This is a genomic window from Paenibacillus sp. FSL H7-0942 (genome assembly GCF_045040715.1).
Lineage (GTDB): Bacteria > Bacillota > Bacilli > Paenibacillales > Paenibacillaceae > Paenibacillus > Paenibacillus amylolyticus.
Genome location: NZ_CP150279.1, coordinates 6,858,743 through 6,878,128, shown reverse-complemented (window position 1 = coordinate 6,878,128; position 19,386 = coordinate 6,858,743). Strand labels below are relative to the sequence as shown.

The 19,386-nt window shown below is 46.6% G+C and carries 11 protein-coding genes; 10 read left to right on the top strand and 1 reads right to left on the bottom strand.

The window, feature by feature from the left end:
• Window positions 1-124 precede the first annotated feature (124 nt).
• The 6 genes from MHI48_RS30065 to MHI48_RS30040 all read left to right on the top strand — a co-directional run bounded on the left by MHI48_RS30065 (window position 125) and on the right by MHI48_RS30040 (window position 11,871).
• Window positions 125-1,261, top strand: coding sequence for a response regulator (locus MHI48_RS30065; RefSeq protein ID WP_076329335.1), 1,137 nt, complete (start codon window positions 125-127; stop codon window positions 1,259-1,261).
• Window positions 1,262-1,439: 178 nt separating this feature from the next.
• Window positions 1,440-5,240, top strand: a complete 3,801-nt coding sequence (locus MHI48_RS30060; protein ID WP_076329336.1) for an S-layer homology domain-containing protein — start codon at window positions 1,440-1,442, stop codon at window positions 5,238-5,240.
• Between the two features lie 339 nt (window positions 5,241-5,579).
• Window positions 5,580-7,688: a TerD family protein gene (locus MHI48_RS30055; protein ID WP_076329337.1), complete on the top strand. Its 2,109-nt coding sequence runs from the start codon at window positions 5,580-5,582 to the stop codon at window positions 7,686-7,688.
• Between the two features lie 167 nt (window positions 7,689-7,855).
• Window positions 7,856-8,728 (top strand): AraC family transcriptional regulator, encoded by an 873-nt coding sequence (locus MHI48_RS30050; RefSeq protein WP_076329338.1) that lies wholly within the window; start codon window positions 7,856-7,858, stop codon window positions 8,726-8,728.
• A gap of 352 nt (window positions 8,729-9,080) precedes the next feature.
• Window positions 9,081-10,706 (top strand): rhamnogalacturonan lyase B N-terminal domain-containing protein, encoded by a 1,626-nt coding sequence (locus MHI48_RS30045; RefSeq protein WP_036611768.1) that lies wholly within the window; start codon window positions 9,081-9,083, stop codon window positions 10,704-10,706.
• Between the two features lie 214 nt (window positions 10,707-10,920).
• A complete protein-coding gene (locus MHI48_RS30040) occupies window positions 10,921-11,871 on the top strand; it encodes an SMI1/KNR4 family protein (RefSeq protein WP_036671802.1) in 951 nt (316 codons plus the stop codon).
• A 138-nt stretch (window positions 11,872-12,009) separates the two neighbouring features.
• Here the strand turns inward: MHI48_RS30040 and MHI48_RS30035 are convergent, their stop codons facing one another.
• Window positions 12,010-12,507: a DinB family protein gene (locus MHI48_RS30035; RefSeq protein WP_076329339.1), complete on the bottom strand. Its 498-nt coding sequence runs from the start codon at window positions 12,505-12,507 to the stop codon at window positions 12,010-12,012.
• Window positions 12,508-12,682: 175 nt separating this feature from the next.
• Here MHI48_RS30035 and MHI48_RS30030 point away from each other — a divergent pair, with 175 nt between their 5' ends.
• From MHI48_RS30030 to MHI48_RS30015, 4 genes are all read left to right on the top strand, one after another.
• The gene (locus MHI48_RS30030; protein WP_076329340.1) at window positions 12,683-13,840 is read left to right on the top strand and encodes a response regulator; all 1,158 of its coding nucleotides are present in this window, start codon (window positions 12,683-12,685) and stop codon (window positions 13,838-13,840) included.
• Window positions 13,841-13,843: 3 nt separating this feature from the next.
• A complete protein-coding gene (locus MHI48_RS30025; RefSeq protein ID WP_076252063.1) occupies window positions 13,844-16,981 on the top strand; it encodes an ATP-binding protein in 3,138 nt (1,045 codons plus the stop codon).
• Between the two features lie 156 nt (window positions 16,982-17,137).
• On the top strand, window positions 17,138-18,469 hold the full coding sequence (locus MHI48_RS30020; RefSeq protein WP_405142616.1) for a sensor histidine kinase: 1,332 nt from the start codon (window positions 17,138-17,140) through the stop codon (window positions 18,467-18,469).
• Complete coding sequence (locus tag MHI48_RS30015) at window positions 18,441-19,334, top strand: response regulator (protein ID WP_036611750.1); 894 nt, start codon at window positions 18,441-18,443, stop codon at window positions 19,332-19,334. The genes MHI48_RS30020 and MHI48_RS30015 overlap by 29 nt, the downstream gene beginning before the upstream one ends.
• The last annotated feature ends 52 nt before the right edge of the window (window positions 19,335-19,386 follow it).

Below are 19,386 nucleotides of genomic sequence, written 5' to 3'. Positions count from 1 at the left end.
AAGATGAACATTTTTTTGAATACCGGAACATAGATTCTATATTTAAATGATAGCGGTCCCACGTCAGAATTTATGGTAAAATTATAGATTAAAGGGTGATCAGTGAGCCAGAGGAGTTGTGCATATGAGAGTGATTTTGGTAGATGATGAATATCTCGCTCTGAGCAGGTTAAACAAACTGTTGCAAGAGAGAGAGGGTTGCGAAGTTATCGGCTCTTTTCTGACGGCACAGGAAGCCATAGATCAGATCGAAATTCATCTGCCGGAAATCGTCTTCATGGACGTTCAAATGCCGGGGATGAACGGGATCGAGGCGACCGAACGTATCCATGAGGTTTCTCCTGGAACAGAAGTTATTTTCACAACCGCATATAACGAACATGCACTGACAGCCTATGGGCTTGAAGTGCTGGACTATATTATGAAGCCTGTAACGCGTGACCGTTTGGAAAAAACGATGAAGATGTATCAACGCCGAACGGTGTCAGCAAGTCTGAATATAACAGAAGGGCCATCCATGATGATCCGTTGTCTGGGGATGCTCCAAGTCCAAGTGCACCCAAATGAGCCGCCAAAACATATGAAATTCAGAACAACCAAGATTAGAGAGTTATTCGCCTATTTGCTCCACCATCGGAACAAACCGATTAAGCGGGATACGCTACTTGAACTGTTGTGGCCAGAGTTGGATGAGCGGAGAGGTATATCCAATCTGCACAGTGGGATCCATCGCTTACGCAGCATGATGAACGAATTCATGGGTGAGGACAAGATGGTCATTCGTTATCAACAGTTTGGATATCTATTAGAAACGGGTGAATTCAAGATTGACGCGGAAGAATGGGAGAGCCGTCTTACCCGATTACCTCTATTATCTTCGTCTACAATAGCTGAACATCGGCAGACCTCAGATCAATATGAAGGCAAATATTATGGCGAGGACGATTATGTATGGGCTGAGTTGGAGCGCCAGCGATTGCATGCACTCTGGCGTAACCATGCCATGCAACTCGCACAATATTACATCGAACTGGGACAGAATACGGAAGCACTCACGTTATATTACCGGGTACAGCAATTCGAGCCATCATTGGAGGAAGTCGGACTGGCCTTAATGAAGACCTACGATCGATTGGGTAATAAAGATCCTGTGGTCGCTCAATATAATCAGTTGGTTATCGCTTTAGAACAAGAGGCAGGTATACGTCCTGGCCTGGAAGTTGAGTTATGGTACCAACAATGGAAAAATTCGAATAGTTAATTGGAAATATACAGCCTTGCAGCTTCATTTGCAAGGCTGTTTTTTTGTTGTATTTGCTAGTGAAAGGTTTGGTAAGAGTTTGGTAAGAGGCCATGTGTAGAATAAGCAAGATGAGGGTAGATATGATGTTTTGAGTCAGTAAGCAGTCCAAAAATAACATATTAAGTAGGAGGAAACTATGTACACAGCAAAAATCCGGAAGAAACCATGGCAAAGAATTTCCATGCTGGTTCTTTCCTTTATTCTGGCGATTGGAACGTTGCCCATGAGTTTGGCTCAAGCGGAGACGACTAACCAGACTCCTGTTGGTCCGGGCGGAGTTGGATCCCCTTCACTATGGCTACGACCAGAGCGGGTAAACGGAGTTGCCAGCGGCGAAAAGGTGAGTATCTGGGAAGATCAAGGCAGTAAAATAAACAATGCAACCCAAAGTACGGAAGCTAATCAACCGTCCTATTGGGATGATAAAAATCATAATATCAATTTCAATCCGGTATTGGAATATAACGGCACGAGTAGTTTTATGAATCTGGATGTAAGTAAGCTTCCTCAAGGGAAGAGCCCCAGATCGATCATTACCGTTAGTAAAACCAATAAAACTGATGGCATCAATTATATTATTTCATGGGGAGTACAAACGGGTGGTTATACGGGTATGGGGATGCTTCAAGTTGACGCAAGAGGCGGCTTGACAACATTTAACAGTGACAGTAATCAGACTTTATACACTCCCAACAAGTTTATGGAAATTACATTCCCGACCGAGCTATTTGTTACTTGGACAGGTGGGGACACTGGAACGAATATAGCTAGATTGTACAGTAAAATGAAGCAGGTACAGGAACTGGGTGGTTGGGGAAAAGAACTTAATAAGGCGTGGAATACTGGTAACTCGGACGGAGCCGTAGTTGGTAAGCTAATTCCGGCAACTGCGTCCAATAGTGGATATTGGCAGGGTACGATTGAAGAAATCATCGTATTTGACCATGCTCTTACGGACGCAGAACGCCAAAAAGTCAGCACATATCTGGCGATCAAATATGGCTATACGCTTGATCAGACGAAAGCCAATTCATATGTCGATTCAAACATGGCTACGATCTGGGATGCCCAGGAGAACGCAGTCTATACCCATCGCGTTACAAGCATCGGTCGAGATGATCAGAGCGGATTGATGCAGAAACAAGCCAAAGCGCAGGAACAGGGATCTGCGTTGACGATTGCATTGGGCAACAGTGTTGAGGATACCAATTCTGCAAATAAAAATGAATTCTCAAAGGATTCTTCTTTCTTTACGTTTGGTGACAATGGAGCAAGTACTGAATTCAAAACACCGATTACGAAAGATGAGAAAAAAATGCTTGGGATGGAGCGTATCTACAAGGTACAGAAAGCAAACTGGACTGAATCACAGATTACACTTCAGGTAGACGAAACGGGAGCTAACCCGGCGTTGCCTCAATATGTTGTGATCAGCGATGATGCTCAATTTGGTAATCCAAACTCATTACATTTAATTGAGAACGGTCAAGTAACCCTTAATACATCTAGTTTTGGTCCGAACTCGTACTTTACTATTGCAACTGCTGCCAGTCCTTTAGCGGTACCAGACGTTACACTGACCGACGATGAGTTGAAATGGGAAGCAGTTGCACATGCAGATAAATATGAAGTAACAATTGAACTGGAAGACGGCACGAAGCGGACGGTGGAAGTAACCGGAACGGCGCTTAACCTGTCGCAATTGGAACCGCCGTTGGAAGCTGGAACTTACATGGTGACAGTAACAGCGAAGACGAACAATCCAGCCTACTCAGATTCAGAAGCATCAAATACGAAAAGTTATGTTGTTATTGATAAGGCGAAGTTGAAAGCCAAAATCGATGAGATTAAAGATAAGATCGAAACAGGCGAACTGGACGAAGAGGAGTACACACCAGCGAGCTGGACAGTACTTGAAGAGGCAAGGAACGAAGCAAATCGAGTGCTTAATGATCTGACAGCGACTCAAGCGCAGGTAGATAAGGCACTTCAGGATCTGACAGATGCAAGAACGGACCTAATCCCTACAACATCTGTACCAGATGTAGATAAATCAGCTTTGCAAGCGAAAGTAACTGAAATTACAGGTGAAAGCCTGGAAGAGTCAGCGTACACACCAGCGAGTTGGGAAGCACTCAAAGTTGCGATGAATGAAGCAGAGCGAGTGTTGAATGATTTGACAGCGAATCAAGCACAGGTAGACAAGGCACTTTTGGATCTGACTGATGCAAGAACGGGACTTACCAAAGTAATTGGTACAGATGCATCTACGTTGCAGACGCTGGTCCCTTCCGTGGGAAGCTTGTCCCCGGCCTTTGATCCGGCTAAAGAGACGTACACCATCTCTGTGCCGAATAGCGTATATCAATTCCAGCTCACGCCAACGGCACTTGATCCACTTGCGAAGATTGAAATAGCTGTTGGAGATGGAGAATGGAACGAGGTTTCAAGTAGTACTGTAAGTGAGAATCTACCGCTTCAAGTCGGTGGGAATAAGATCGTTGTTAGAGTAACCGATTCACTTGGAAATGTTACGGCGTATAAAATCAACGTGACTAGAGCATCCAGTGACAATGGTAACAATGGTGGAGGCAACAATGGCGGCGGTGGAAATACGGGAGGTAACGGTGGAAGCACACCAGCACCTACACCTGCGCCAGTACCAACGCCAACTCCGGCACCTGTGAAGGATAATTTGGAAACAACACGGGATGGTAGCCATCAACCATTTGCTACATCCAAACCATCTAATAACAAAGAAACATTGGTTCAAGTTGATCCAGCCAAGCTGAATGTTGCCATGTCACAAGGCACAGGCCAGCAGTTCGCCATTCATTCACCGAATGATGGGGATATGAAGGTGGACGGTTTAACCCTGGAAACACTGAAACAATTGGTGGATCAAGGTTCCAAACTAAACATTAGCAATCCGCTGGCAATCTATCCGGTACCTGGCGGTAAAATGGACGTGAATGGTGTGTCCAGACAGCTTGGTAATGCAGCGTTGAATGATATTGATGTCCATGTTGATATCGCACGTTCCTCGGATGCCTTGATTGACAGCGCCGAGACAAGAGCCGCATCCCAAGGATACGAGCTACTTGTCACACCGGTTGATCTGGATCTGACGTTTACGAAAGATGGACAGACCGTGCGATCCGGCCAGCTGAACGGTTATGCACCGAAGTATATTGCACTTCCGGAAGGTATCGATCCGAACCGGATTACTACAGGTGTAATCATTAATCCGGACGGTAGCATCTTCCATGTACCAACGGTTGTCACGAAGATCAGTAGTCGTTACTACGCACTCATTAATGACTTGCGTAGCAGCGGAAGTTACTCGGTTATCTGGAACCCGCAGGATTTTGAAGATGCCAGATCCCATTGGGGCAAAACTGATGTGAACAACATCGCTGCGAGATTAGATCTGCAAGGTAACGGAGATAACACATTCTCACCGAACCGTCAGGTTACTCGTTCTGAGTTTGCCGAGATTGTTGTGCTTGGACTGGGCTTAATGCGTCAGGATGCACCACAGAATCTATTCCCTGACGTTAACGATTCCGCATGGTTCCGCTCTGCGGTAGCCCTTGCAAATGAATTCGGTATCGTTCGCGGTTACGATAATGGGAACTTCAACGGTAATCAGGAGATCACACGTGAGCAAGGATTTGCTATGGTTGCTCGTGCCTACCGTCTGATTGAGCCGGAAGCGGCAATTAGCCCGGATCAGATGAACTCTGAACTGGAACGTTACAGTGATGCAGCGGATGTATCGAATTGGGCCAAAGAAGATGTAGCCCAGTTGATTGCAGCCGGAATCATCCAAGGTAATGGGCCGCAGGTGCTGAGTCCAAAGACCACGATGACTCGTGCCGAGGTTACTGCATTGATTGCAAGAATGTTGAAAGTAACAAACTTGATTGATCAATAAACACAATCTAAAATGAAAAGCCTTTGCTGACATTGGGGGTCGGCAAAGGCTTTTTTCTATTTTCATTAAATTCTTAAATTCATGTCGTAATACTTTCGCCCTGTTGGCAGATCGTGGAATCTGAGATGATGTGTTCACCAGAGGTTCGGGTGACAAACTTTGAACTGCTGGCCTTCAGGCTATTGCGATCCTTCCTTCTACAATCATTGGAGATCATAGGGTCGCAGCTCTCCTGAAGATTTTATTTCAGAGAGGAGGCGTCCAGGCTATCACATTCCTTCCTTCTAACCCTAACCTTTCACGTTATATAGGGGTGTGGCTTTCCTGGACTCTTTTATCATGAACAATACAATCTATTTGCGCAGAGCGAACAAACTCATTATCGAATCAAACGAAGGGGAACAACAGTTGCCGAAGACACATCTGGCGACTGCCCTCAAAAATATTGAAGCACTCGGATACACCTTCTCGGATGAGCTAATGCAGGCGATGCGGCAGCTGTCCAAGGAACAATTTGAAGCAGTATATATTCAACTTGTGGCTGATCTAAGAGTCATGGTCGGCGCACATGTGATGTACACACCGATGTATGCAGGATTCCCAATGCAGGTGATGCAAGCGGATGAGGCCGAGTTATATCTCAATGCGATTATTCATTATCTGACTAACCTGACTGTGGTCTATCCCGATCAACAATCTGTGGAGAGAATGCCTTTGCTGGAGAAGGCGGACTTGAAAGTCATTGGTTTGGGCAACAAACAAGCATTCCAGACGCTTATCCGCCAGATCATTGAAGCCAAGGGTTCCATCTCGGAAACAGACAAGGCAGATATCGATACGGTATTGGAGTATGCAGACCCGGAAGACGTGGATGCGCTATTACCCGGTGAGATTCCGTTCAAAGAAAATGTGGGCTTTGTGGTTGCCTCGCTATTGAAGCATGAAAAAGCGAACATCGACCGGATCGGTCCGTATTTCAAAACGGCAAGTGATGTCCTGCGTCTGGCTGTTGCCTGGTCCAATGGTGATGTCAGCCTGGCTGCGGCTTCTCCCTTCCGAAAATTCAAACGCCGCGAGAGACGCCTTTTGCTCGGATTATTGGAGCAATGTGGCTCCATCACGGAGGATATGCTCCGCTATAAGGATCGCTGGATTCGCCTTGGCGAAATTCTGCATCCTTCGGAATATAAGCTTCGGTATCCGCGATGCGAAGAAGCCTTTGATATTTTGCGTAATAATAAACCTTATTCGACCTTCAACGGAAGTGTGGAGCTTGCCTTCCAATATCGGAATGTATGGAGTCTGATCGATCTGTTGTCACAGCGTCCAGGTGAATTCGCGAGAAGACTGGATCACTTGCTGCGGATGACCGAAGATGAAGCGTATGTACTGCTGGCATTTGGTGAGGTACTGGAGCAAGTATCTACCCCGGTGTTATTGCAGGTAAGACAGCATTATGCCCACCGTAATGAACCGCAGGATTTGCGTGTCTTTTTCCCGAAAGGCAATGTAGCCAAAGCTTTTGCTGTTCCGAATGAGCTGCCAGAGATCGATGAAGCCACGTGTCAGAATGTCGTGCAATTGTGCGAACAGGCATTGGTAGAGCGCTTCGCTGCCCTTGCCCCGCTTGGAAAGACTTATGTCGATCCGCAGCTTCATGATTATCTGGTACCCTTTTCCCAGAGATCGGCGAGCAAGGCTCTGCGTACCATCGTTCGTGGAAGCCGTGTGCCGATGGCAGAGGGTGATACCATTCGTTTCTTCAACTGGTGGAAAGAGGGGGACGTGGATGGAAAGTCTACAGGGCGCGTGGACATTGACTTGTCTGCGGTGATGTACGATAAGGACTGGAACTATGTGGAGCATATTTCTTATACGAATCTGCGATCCTCTAACTATAAGGCTGTCCATAGCGGAGATATCGTGACTGCACCTAATGGAGCAAGTGAGTTTATTGATCTGCATATTCCATCCATCGTGGCTTATGGTGGACGATATGTGGTGGCAACACTGCTTTCGTTCACCAGTCATCCGTATTGTGATCTGCCGGAATGTTTTGTAGGGTGGATGATGCGGAAGAAGCCGGGGTCTGGCGAGATTTTCGAACCGTCTACCGTAGCGAACAAAATCGATATTACCGCGGATACGCAGATTGCGATCCCCGTCATTATGGATCTGGTTGAACGCACCGTCATCTGGACAGACCTGGCGCTGACCAGATATCCGGACTACTACAATAATGTGGAAGGCAATCAAAAAGGTATTGTCCTGATGGGCAAAGCACTAACCAATTTACGCAAACCCGATCTGCATGACTTGTTCATGCTCCATGCCAAAGCTAGAGGAGAACTGGTGGATACAATAGATCAGGCGGATACAATCTATTCGGTGAATCAAGGCGTTACGCCGTATGATATCGAGCAGATTATGGCGGAGTATCTGGTTTGAATTGTTTGACTTGACTACTGGTGATATGTGAATATCAAGGTTAGAAAAGAGTAGCTGATGCTGCTCTTTTTTCTGTTTAGATGCAAAGAGCCTACAGAATGGTGCAGGTAATGTCGGATGCAAAGAGAATGACTTTGCTAAGCTTAAATTAACGTGGGAGGGATGATATGGATACGCTGAGGCGGTTAAATGAAGCCTTGAATTATATTGAGGAGCATCTGATGGATGTCGTGGACATGAAGGAGATTTCCCGAATTGCCTGCTGCTCGGAGTATCACTTTACACGCATGTTCTCTTTTCTTAGTGGTGTAACACTCTCGGAATATATTCGGCGTCGCCGCATGACACTTGCGGCCATGGAGCTAAGCCACAGTGACAGCAAAATCATTGATATTGCGCTGAAATACGGGTATACATCGCCGGATTCTTTCACTAGGGCATTTCAAAGCATGCATGGCACTACGCCCTCCGAAGCGCGAAACCATGGCCCATCCCTTAAAGCCTTTCCACGGATGACATTTCAACTGACCATTCAAGGAGGAAGCGAAATGAACTACCGCATTGAAGATAAAGAGGCGTTTCGAATCGTGGGTATTCGTAAAAGGGTGCCGATTGTATTCAACGGGGTTAATCCGGAGATCGCTGCAATGTACCAGAGTCTTACACCGGAATTGATTGATTCGATCAAGGGGGCATCGAACGTCCAACCTCTGGGCTTAATCAGTGCTTCAGCCCATTTCAGTGAGGGACGTATGGCGGAACAGGGAGAACTGGATCATTACATTGGTGCAGCTACGACAAAAGAGACGCCTGAAGGATTGGAACAGCTGGAGGTTCCTGCTTCGACGTGGGCAGTATTTACCGTCGTGGGCCCGTTTCCAGGCACGCTTCAGGAGGTGTGGGGCCGGATCTACGCGGAGTGGTTTCCTTCATCGGACTATGAGCTGAGTGAGGGTCCGGAAATGTTATGGAATGAGCACAAGGATGTTACTGTAGAGCAATATAGAAGTGAGATATGGATACCTATTCGGAAGAGATGATACTGTCTCTAGCTTGGTATCTGCGGGCGCAGCTTTTTGAAGCTGCGTTTTTTGTTTTCAGAATTTGCTATCGGATATTCGAGCCGTTTTCATTGCAAATTTATGTAATATAATGGTATTATTTTATTGGAATTGTAAGAATACTTGTATGTAGAAGAGTGATTTAAGAAGGGGGTGGCGAGATCAGGTTTACATGAAGTGATGACTCTATTCTATACGCACGCAGACATAACATTTCAGTGATTATGGACAGGCTCACATAGCAGACATATCGATATGAGACGGAAGTGTCAGTTATTATACATTATTATGTAAGCGCTTTATTAAATGAGTTCCAAGGAGGGAATTACTCATGACCAAAAGTATAGTGAGAAAGGCGCTTGGTTTGTTTTTAATCATCGTTATGATCGCAACAGCTGTTGTATACCCTGCATCTACCGGACACGCGGCAACCATTAATGTTACGGATAACGGCTCCAGAATTGAAGTAAACACCGGATCAGGATTAGTCTATGTGGTGAACAAAACCAATGGGGATATTATATCGGCCAAAATGAACGGTACGGAGCTGAACAGCAACAGAGGATCGCATATCGGCTCAGGTTTGGGTTCCTCCGCCAATGTGACGTGGAATACCTCTCCTTCAGGATCAACCGTGTTAATCACGGTATCCACAAGCACACTGACTCACTATTATGCTTCACGTGGTGGGGAGAATATCATATACATGGCCACGCATATCACGGCTCAACCTTCGATCGGGGAGCTGCGATACATTTTCCGTGGTAATGGTAGTGTGTTGACAGGTGTTCCGGCGAATTCAAACAACAGGGGTAACACCGGAGCGATTGAAAGTCAGGATGTGTTCGGGTTTGCAAATGGACAGTCGGCCTCCAAATATTATGGTAATGATCAGGCCAAAGATTTATCCGTTCGTGGAGTTACGGGGAATGGCGTCGGTGTATTTATGGCCTACGGCAATCGGGAAAAAAGCTCTGGTGGTCCATTCTTCCGCGACATCCAGTTCCAAAGTGGAACAGAGACGGAAGTATATAACTATATGAACTCGGGACATGCACAGACGGAGAATTGGCGCCTGGGTCTACATGGGCCGTACGCTTTGATCTTTACAACGGGAGGTACGCCAAGTGTACCCGATTTCAGCTGGATGTCTGGTCTGAATCTGCAGGGTTGGGTATCCAGTCGGGGGAACGTAGTGCTTAATGGCCTCTCCGGGATGGATACAGGATATGCTTACACAATTGGGTTCGCTAATAGCAATGCCCAGTATTGGGTGGGGACGTCTTCAAGTGGGGCGGCCGCCAAATACAGCATGATCCCGGGCACGTACACTATGACAGCTTATAAGGGAGAACTGGCCGTATATACGGAAACGGTTAATGTCACGGCAGGGCAAACGACGACACTGAATACACGTACGATCAACAATGACCCGAGTAAAGCCTCTAACATCTGGCGAATTGGTAATTGGGATGGTACACCACGGGAGCTCCTGAATGGACAGACGATTCCGATCCGTCACCCTTCCGATAGTCGCAACCCAAGCTGGGGACCTGTCACCTATGCTACCGGTAGTGCGACCAATCGATTCCCGGCAATCCAGTTCCGTGGTCAGAATTCTCCAACCACAATAACGTTTAATTTGAATGCATCTCAAGCGGCATCTTCTCATACGCTCAACATCGGTATTACCGCAGCTTACAATAATGGTAGACCGAGTGTAACGGTTAATGGACATGCTTTAACAAATCCTGCTGCCTCTTCACAGCCCAATTCTCGTAGCTTCACCATTGGTACGTATCGTGGGAACAACACAACCTTTAGCTGGAATGTTCCAGCATCCTACTTCGTGAATGGTTCCAATACCATCACGATTACGCCAATCAGCGGTTCAAGTGACTTGGGTAACTGGTTAAGTGCAGGTTGGGTCTACGATTGTGTTGAGTTGCTGAATTGAATGAAGAATTCAATATAGTGGAAGGAATAGAGGAGGTAGCCTGCCTGGTTTTCTTAACCGGGTTCAGGTTACCTCTTTTAGCTTTGTCATCCGAAATGAAAAGATATCGATTCATGATATCCCTAAGGATCTTGCTTTGCTGGAGATGGTGATCCGGATAGTGGTATAATTTTCAATACGTAATCATGAGTGAATGAACGGGGAGGAAAAGAGAATGAGAGACGATCTGTTGGTTCAATTGCAAGAGTGGCATGAAGAAGATGAATTTCAGGAAATTGTAGATGCAATTCAGGCAATTCCTGTGGAAGAAAGAGATTATGAGCTGGTTAACCATTTGGGGCGAGCGCTGAATAACTTGGAACAGTATGAAGAAGCGGTTGAACAATTCCTGACGGTTGCTAAAGAGGGCACAGGTGACCCACTCTGGCATTATCGGATTGGACTGGCTTATTATTATCTGGAGCAATATGCGCATGCGCTGCAGGCGTTTGAAAGAGCGGATGAATTGGACCCTGAAGATGAAGATACGCTGGAGTTTCTGGGATGGATTCGAAGCAAAATGGAGGAGCCGTCCGAATCTGAACCTGAAGTTGAAACGGATCCAGAGGCTGTTGGAGAATTCCATGTACCCGTTGACGTTGTAGCGACCTTTGAAGCGATTCCCAGACCGGAATCCGGCGAATTCTGGAACGATAGTGAGCAGGCACTGGAGCACTATGTGTCCAATCCGCCGAGTGATGGTCTCATTGAGTCTGTGGAGGAGCAATTGGTGTTCCGACTCCCTGCCTCCTACATTGAGATGATGAAGCTGCATAACGGTGGTATTCCGTACAATCGTTATTTCCCTGTAGCCAACACAGATACGGGAGCTACGGATTATGTTGAAATAGAAGGCATACTGGGCATTGGCCGTGAGAAGCCTCGCACACTAGCGGGTATTCAAGGTAGCTGGAATTTGATTGAACGTGAAGGGTATCCGGAGATTGGTGTGGTCATCGCGGTATCTCCTTCGGAGTCGGGGGTTGTCATGCTCGATTATCGTTCATTCGGTAATGATGGAGAACCTGAGGTCGTTTATGTGAAGAGGGAAAATCCCAAAGAGATCATTCCGCTGGCACCGAACTTTGAGACGTTTATCCAAGGGCTGATGACTCCAGAAGTCTAGTATGAATAATATCATTGTGTTGAAGCGCCTCTATACTAGTGCTAACTAAACAATGTAGAGTATGGTAAAAACAATACAAGCCGCGAGGGAGATACATTCCCTTGCGGCTTGCTTTCGTTCTATCGGAATCTTTCCGGTTTACGCCGGATATCCGCCACCTGGAGGCGGCCATGCGCCGTAGAAGCGACGCAGTAGAACAATCTCCCCTAGATGATACGAGTTATGGGATGCGATATTGCGCAGAAGTCCTGCCTTGGTTTCACCCGGGAAATAGAGCAGTGGATCATCTAATTGTGCAGTTTCTGCAATGGCTACGGCTTGATCAACTCCATCCAAGAATGCCTGAATCTCTGCCTTCCACGTCGCTTCGTCCTGTGGACCCTTCTCTTCAGGCCAGCTTTCACTCACGTTAGCAGGGAGCTGTGGCTTGCGTCCTTCCAAGTGTTCGAGCATGAATTGCTGCCAATAATGCATATGCTTCACCAACTGATAGATCGTATATGGCATGGCATCGTGCGTACGAGTAGCAAGTGTGACATCGATATCGGGTAGAGCACGGGCGATGCGGATATGACCGCGTTCCCCCACTAATGATTTGACAAGGGCTTGCCCAAAGCTTTGATTAACATCTGACATATGGTACCTTCCTCTCTTCCAAGACCGGATCTGATAACCTGTCTTCTATTTAGTATTATACAATTAAATTGCTAAAAATTAAAAATGGGTAACGAAGAACGCTAAATACTTAAAATGCCTATGATATAATAGTGAAAATAAATCTCAAGACCTCAGGGTCGAGGAGGAAGCTCCTGTGAAAGTGATATTGGTTGACGACGAACGTCTAGCGTTGATAGGCCTTCAAAAATCACTAGAAAAAGAAGTAAGCGGCATTGAAATTATCGCTACATATATGAATCCAACAGAGGCTGTGGCGGGTATTGTGGAGCACCGTCCTGATGTTGTATTTCTGGATATTCATATGCCGGAGATGGATGGTATGGATCTGGGAAGACAGATTCAGGCGGCAACACCGGGCACCGAAATTATATTTGTGACCAGTTACGATCAATATGCGGTGCATGCTTTCGAATTACAGGCTTTGGACTATGTGATGAAGCCCATCCAAAAGGATCGATTGAAGCAGACGGTGAGCCGCGTAAGAGAGAAACTGAGCGTAAAACGCGAGCAGCGGTCAAAGGATACAAACGTACCTTTAATTTGCTGTTTTAATCAGATTCAGTTTAAGCTTCCAGGCAAGGATGTTCAGGTGGCCAAATGGCGTACAAGCAAGGCGCAGGAGCTGTTTGCATACTTGCTTCACCACCGGAACCAGGTCATCCATCGCAGTGTTCTGCTGGAGCTTCTGTGGCCGGGAATGGAAGAGGAGAAGACGACACATCAACTCTACACTGCAATGTATCATGTCCGCCAAACCCTGAAAACTTGCAATATGGATATGATCACGATTCAGAGCGGGCACCTGGAGGCAGGCTATCGACTCGAATTGGGTGAGGCTCAGTTGGATAGTGAGCAGTGGGAACGGGAAATCAGGCAATGGAAAGTCGTAGACGCAAGTACCGTTCATGCCTATGAGCAAGCGCTTCATCTATATAAGGGTATCTATCTTGGCAATTATGAATACATGTGGGCTGAACCTGAGCGAGAAAGATTACGCTATCTGTGGCTGTATCATATGAGACAACTAAGTCTGTATTACCAGCAGCATGGGCTGGCGGAGAAAGTGGTCGAGAGTACACAACGTATCCAGCATATGCTTCCGGATGAAGAAGAAAGTTATTTTATGCTAATGAAGTTATATGATGAAATGCACAACGATCTCGGTGTGGAGGAGCAGTATCGTCTCTTAACCACCAGAATGGAGCAAGATTTGGAGATACCGATCAGTGAGGACATTACCGAATGGTATCAGGACTGGAAGCTCGGTTTAACCAAAGTCATGAAAAAATAATTAATGAAATTACTTCAAACGAAACGTATGGACCGTTACAGATATTTGTTCATCATGCTAATCATTTTTGGAGTGTTAATTGGCATGCGCTCGGTATGGTCTGAGCTATTCCACACAGTAGATGAGCATCGCGCCGTTAACGGGGTGCTTGATTTGAGAGATGTGGATCTGGATCATTCCCCTGTCATGTACTTGAATGGGGAATGGGAAATTTACCCGGATGAGTTGCTGACCCAACAAGATATTGCGAAGAGGAATGGCGGTGCGAAGAGTGTTCAGGTCCCAGGAGACTGGGGGAGTGGACAGAGTCAGGAACAAGAGGGTTCGTACGGTTACGGAACATATCGCTTGCGTATTTTGACAGATCCACTTCAGACGCCTGTTACCTTTTGGTTCAAGGGGATTCGAAGTTCCTCCGAGATCGAGATGAATGGAGACGCGGACGGGGGCATGGGTGAGATCTCCGTGGATAGCAGTACATATATACCCCGAAGTACTTCGTATACAGCGACCTATGATCAGGAAGGAACAACATCCATTGAGTTATTGATACGCGTGGCCAATTACGACAGCCCTTATATGGGCGGAATTAGCAAACCTGTTCGCTTTGGTTCACAGGCAGCCGTTGATTTTTCGCGTTGGTATTCCATTGGTTTTCAGATGCTCACCTTTCTGGTTCTGCTCCTCCACGGCATGTATGCCTGTATTCTTTACGCATTTAATCGACAGGAACGTTCCTTGTTGGTTGGAGCCGTATTAACTTTATCTGTTGGCATCACGGTTACGATGGGTCATGACAATATATTGATGTTATGGCTTCCTATTAATTATACCTGGGGCATTAAAATTCGATTGATCTCATTGTTGCTGCAAAATGCTTGTATCCTTCTGTTATTCCAGAGATTAACGATGGTTCATGTACGAAAGGCATGGCTACAGTGGCATGTTGTCATGACCTTGATCTATACGGCCGTGATTGTGGTGGTGCCCATTCATATTACCTATGCCATGATCCATTACAACGTTATTAACCTGTTCTTTCTTGTATCCATGATCTGGTTTCTATACATCGTCGGAACGATGATCTTCAGGAAACAGGCGGACCGGGATATTGTTTTTCTGCTGCTTACTGCAGGAGGTATTACATCCAACCTGATATGGAGTGTGGCCGAGACAGCCAAAGATGTGACAACTGTCTATTATCCTATCGACATCATCTTTGCGATTACGGGCTTCTCTGCCTATTGGTTCAAGAAATACTTCAGGAATGTCAGGGAGAATATGAAGCTGAATACAGAGCTGCAGAAGGGCGACAAAATTAAAGATCAATTCTTGGCGAATACATCACATGAACTGCGGACCCCGCTGCACGGGATCATTAACATCGCTCACAACGTGGTCACCCGAGAGAAAAACCGGTTGGATGAACGGAGCCTGGAGGATATGGAGTTGCTGATTACGATCGGTCGACGGATGTCACATCTCCTTGGTGATCTACTGGATGTAGTCCGGCTGAAGGAGCACCGCATTGAGTTACGTCAGGGGCCTCTTTCCATACAGTCGGTTGTGCCCGGCGTTATCGCCATGCTGCAGTTCATGGCAGAACGAAAACCAGTCCGCCTTCATATGGAGATTCCGGAATCGTTCCCTCAGGTCATGGCTGATGAAGAAAGGCTTGTTCAGATTTTGTATAATCTACTGCATAATGCGCTTAAACATACAGAGGAAGGAACGATATCCGTAAGTGCCGAAATTCGTGAAGGACATGCTCTGATTCATGTGACGGATACAGGCATTGGCATGGATGAAGATACACGGATGCGCATTTTCCTCCCGTATGAACAAGGGTCGTATGGAATCAGTGATGGACAAGGCATCGGGCTTGGACTGAACATCTGCAAAGAGCTCGTAGAACTGCACGGTGGGGCACTTACGGTTCGCTCGGAACTCGGAAAGGGCTCGGCATTCAGCTTCGATCTACCACTCGCAGATGAAGCCGCCGATCAGGCTCAGTCACAACTTCCCCTGATATGGGAACAGGCCGCCGAGATGATGGAAGATGCACCTAGCGGATTCCTGTTACCCCGCCAAGGTATGGGGGACGCGGAAGCCTTGGCGACAGCAGAGATGGCTCCGTTGTTAAAAGAGGGGAGAGCTACCATTCTGGCTGTCGATGATGATCCGGTGAATCTGGATGTGTTGGTCAGCATTCTTTCGACGGAACCATATGATATAACTACAGCAGGTTCGGGTCAGGAAGCGATGGAATTGCTCGGCACACGTCAGTGGGATCTGCTCATTACAGATGTGATGATGCCCAATATGTCCGGATATGAGTTAACCCAGAAGGTGAGGGAACAATTCTCGATGTCTGAGCTTCCTGTGCTGCTGTTGACGGCACGAAGTCAGCCGCCAGATATCTACACGGGGTTTGCATCGGGGGCCAATGATTATGTCACGAAGCCTGTAGATGCGGTGGAACTCAAATATCGGATACGTGCATTGACCATGCTAAATCAGTCTATCCAAGAGCGCCTGCGCATGGAGGCCGCTTATTTACAGGCTCAGATTCAGCCTCACTTCCTGTTTAATACGTTGAATTCACTTATGGTTTTAAGTGATATTGATACAGAGCATATGCGGAAGCTTGGCGATGCTTTTTCATCCTATTTACGGATCAGCTTCAACTATCTCAACACAGGGGAACTGGTGAAATTATCATATGAGCTGGAACTCGTTGAAGCCTATCTTTTTATTGAAAAAACACGATTTGAAGATCGATTGTCGGTGGTATTAAACGTAGAGCCGGACCTTCCGTTGCTTCTCCCGCCGCTATCAATTCAGCCTTTGATTGAAAATGCCGTCAGACACGGACTATTAAGCCGCAATGTAGGCGGTACGTTATGCCTATCGATCACTCGTCATGAGGGTTATACCCGTATTGAGGTGAAGGATAATGGCAAAGGCATCGAACCGGAGAAGGTTGCAGAGCTGCTACATGCTACGCCAGGTGGAAAAGGCGGAATAGGCATTGTGAATACAAACCGCAGATTGCTACAACGTTATGGTCAGGGATTATCGATCGTAAGTGAGCCGGGTGAGGGCACGATGGTATCATTTGATATTCCGGATGAGATATAAGGAAAAGGCCGCAGAAGCGAAAACTTCCGGCCTTTTTGTTTTAATTGCGTGTTCATTCCCTAATTTTAATTATTTCTAATGCTTCTTTCATATGTTAGTATATTTAACATTAGAAGCGCGGGTTCCGGCATTGGGCGCTAAACGTTGTTATAGTGGGTGAAGAGATCGATGCGCAATTGGGTCAAAAATGAGAATGTGCAGATGACGGCCATTGCCTTTACCACTGCGGTAGGGGCGCAATTCAAGATAAATCCATTCCGGGAAGATTACTTCCGAATCGGGCTGGGGGTTAGCATCCTTTTATTTCTGCTGATGATCATGCCACACTTGTCTTATGTGAAGACAGGAATCCTGACAGGCATCGCGAATTTGCTGTTCCAGTCGGTAGATCTCATCAATCATGTACAGACGGTGTCTATACTGGAAAGCATGCGGGACAATCTGGGGGCAGGTGTGTATTATGTGGTCTTTGCCTATGGGCTTAGCAAATTCAAGCATCGATTCCATGAGATGCAGCCTCTTCTGCTCGGCGGGTTAATCACATGTATCGATTTCTCCTCTAATCTTGTTGAACTGCTTTTTCGCGGAATGTTAAGCGGGACCAATATCTTTTATATGAAGGAATGGTTGTATTTGCTTGTGGTGGGCGGTCTGCGAAGTTACTTTGTGATTGGGCTATATAACAGCATTGCGGTGAGGCAGATGCGGCTCTTACATGCAGAGCAGGAGAAGCGGATGGAGCAGATGCTGAGTGTGAACTCGGGTCTGTATGGCGAGGTCTTTTACCTGAAGAAAGCGATGAATACGATCGAAGGCATTACAGCAGACAGCTATGATCTATATCGCGATCTCCGGGAGCAGGACTTGAACCAATATAGTCAGCGCACGCTGGGCATCGCTCAGCAGATTCATGAAGTAAAGAAGGATTCACAACGTATTCTAGCGGGTCTGCTGAAGCTGTATGATAATGAAAAAGCGGTCAACATGAGCCTATCTGAAGTACTGAACTTTGCCAGCAAAGCAAACCGAAAATATAGCGAAATGCTTCATAAGCAGGTCGAGATCGATATTGAACAACAGTATGATTGTGAGTCTCCGTATTACATTCCTCTTCTCACGGTAATGAATAACTTGATTGCCAATGCGGTAGAGGCGATTGAGCATGTCGGGACGGTCCGAATTCATGTATATGAGCAAGAAGATGACGTGCATTTCGTCGTGATGGACACTGGAAAAGGCGTACCTGAAGCCAAACGGGATGTTATTTTTGAACCAGGCTATACAACAAAGTTCAATGAAGTTGGCATTGCTGCGACGGGCATTGGCTTGTCCCATGTACGTGATATCGTTCAGTCGTTGGCGGGACAAATTAAGGTAGAGTCGGCGCCTCCGGGAGAGACAGGGACAACATTTGTTATAGCTATTCCCAAAATAAATCTGATCAAGGGGGCCGATGTCGATGACACTTTCTATCATGATCGTGGATGATGATGTGGTAAGTCGGAGCATGCTGCATGATATCATTGAATCCTGTGGTATCGGCGAGCTTGCGGGCATGGCTGAGGGCGGCATAGAAGGAGCACGCATGATCATGGATCTGCGTCCAGATGTGGTGCTGATTGATCTGCTGATGCCGGATCAGGACGGAATTGAGACGGTGGCGAAGCTGAAGCACGGGGGTTATACCGGGAAATTCATCATGATCTCTCAGGTGGAGAACAAAGAGATGGTAGGAGCGGCCTACCAGAACGGCATTGAATTCTTTATTCATAAACCGATTAATCGGGTGGAAGTGGAGCATGTGCTCAGCAAAGTGAATGACCAGTGGAAGTATGAACGATACGTGCTGGAGATCAAGCAGTCGATGGCTCGATTGAATCTGGTGGAAGCGCCGGCCCCTGCCCAAGGTCGTACGGTGCGAGATGCGGCAAGAAGCATTTTAATGGATCTGGGGATCATCGGAGAAAGTGGTAGCAAGGACATCATTGCGCTCATGGAGTATGCGATTGATCAGAAGCAGGTCGCGGAGTGGCCGCCACTGAAGGAGTCCTATGAAGCGGTGGCCCAGACGTACAAGTCCACGCCCAAAGACGTCGAGAAAGAGAGCAAGGCGATGGAACAGCGCATTCGCAGAACGGTAATTGCCGCGTTAACGAACATGGCCTCGATTGGACTCAACGATTATAGCAACCACAAGTTTGAGCATTATGCTCCCCTGTACTTCGACTTCCAGGATGTTCGAATGAAGATGAGAGCCATGGAAGAAGATCAGGCAGGCGACAAAGGCAAGGTTAATATCAAAAAGTTCCTGCATGTGTTCTATATGGAGACGCTTGAAAAGATGAATAATTGAACAACTGAATAACTGAGATATGTTATCTCTTAACCAAAAGCCGATGTCCATA